This is a genomic window from Campylobacter coli LMG 9860 (genome assembly GCF_000254135.1).
Taxonomy (GTDB): Bacteria; Campylobacterota; Campylobacteria; order Campylobacterales; family Campylobacteraceae; genus Campylobacter_D; species Campylobacter_D coli.
The window spans coordinates 1-1,448 of sequence record NZ_AINS01000124.1 but is presented as its reverse complement, the minus strand read 5'-3'; the positions used below and the strand labels follow the sequence as shown (position 1 = coordinate 1,448).

Below are 1,448 nucleotides of genomic sequence, written 5' to 3'. Positions count from 1 at the left end.
ATTTAATATAAAAATATATTTAATACACTAATATTTAAGTATAAAATAAGCTTTAATAATATACACTACAACAAACAAAATTCAAGGAGAAAAGATGAGTTCAACTCAGCAATATAAAGTAATGAATGAAAAAGTGATGGTATTGTTAAAAAAAGATAGCGAAAAAAGCTCTGCTGTATCTGCAAGTCCGTTAATTAAAATTTCTATGGATCAACTTAAAAATACAGATAATGGAGAAGTCTATAAAAAGCTTGATGAGCTTCAGGTTTTAATTGACAATGTAAGCCCATATAGGAATAAATCTGTTTTTGGCAAAGCAGGGATTATCCCAAAAATTTTATCCAAAGCTTTTAAAATTAATCATCTTTCGAGATATATTGATAAATTCGAAAATTCATCTAAATTAATTGATAATATTATTCTTTATTTAAATAAAAGTAAAGAAGAGCTTGAAAATGACAATAAAGCACTAAAATTAGAAATTGAAGGCATGGCAATTAAACGCAATGAGCTTAAAAATTTAATTGAAGAATTGTCTCAAGCACAACAAGAATGCGACGAATATTTGTCTATTAATAAAAAAGATGAATTTGAAATAAATAGATTTAAAAGTGATACCTATTTTCCTTTATTGCAGAAAATGACTGATGTAAAGCAAAGAGTAATGGTGATGGAACAATCAGTGATTGCATTTACAACTCTCATTGCAAACAATAGAGAGCTTATCGTTTCTTTAGATAGAGCAAAAGAAGTCACAGTTGAAGCCTTGGGGGTTGCTATCTTAATGGCTCAATCATTGTCAGAACAAGAAAGAATATTAAATAGCGTAAATGGTTTAAATAGAGTAACTTCTGATTTGATTAAACAAACTTCTACACAACTTAAAAATCAAGGTGCAAGTATTCAAATGCAAGCCTCATCAGCAATGCTTGATATGCAAGCTTTAGAAACTTCTTTTAAAGAATGTTTGGAAAGTTTTGAGAAGATTAAAGACTTTAGAATTAAGGCTACAGATGATATTAAAAAGCACTTGCAAAATTTTGACAAATTAATGGATGAAATTAATTCTAAAAATATGTTAATCAATCATGTTAAATAAAAACGGAAAGAATTATGTTTGAATTAAGCAATGAACTTGCTCTTTCTTTTGAAAAGATAGGGCTTTATTTTTTTATTTTTATCATCTCTATTCAAACACTATTTATCTTTTGGAGTTTTATAACAAGTTTTGATTTTTGTAAAAAATATTGGAAAGAATCTATTACATTCGGATTAAAAACATTAATGGTAGAGAAATTTAAAAAAGATAAGGTTATCACAGTAGTTTCTCAAAATCCAAAAATTCTAATTATAGATAATACTATGGAAGATTTACTTGCATTAAAAAGGGAAAGTTTTATTGTTGAAGAAGTAAAAATCATAAAAAAATACAAATACACGCCTAAAAC

1 protein-coding gene and 1 pseudogene are annotated in these 1,448 nt (G+C 26.5%); both read left to right on the top strand.

From position 1 onward, the window contains the following. The first annotated feature begins 94 nt into the window (after window positions 1–94). Window positions 95–1,099, top strand: a complete 1,005-nt coding sequence (locus tag CCO88_RS09650; RefSeq protein WP_002840640.1) for a toxic anion resistance protein — start codon at window positions 95–97, stop codon at window positions 1,097–1,099. 14 nt (window positions 1,100–1,113) lie between these two features. Continuing rightward, a pseudogene (locus tag CCO88_RS09645) lies at window positions 1,114–1,448 on the top strand (hypothetical protein); the annotation flags it as partial.

What these genes read in the sequence shown, in the direction of transcription:
- CCO88_RS09650 (WP_002840640.1), top strand. Translation starts at nt 95, where the DNA reads ATGAGTTCAACTCAGCAATATAAAGTAATGAATGAAAAAGTGATGGTA.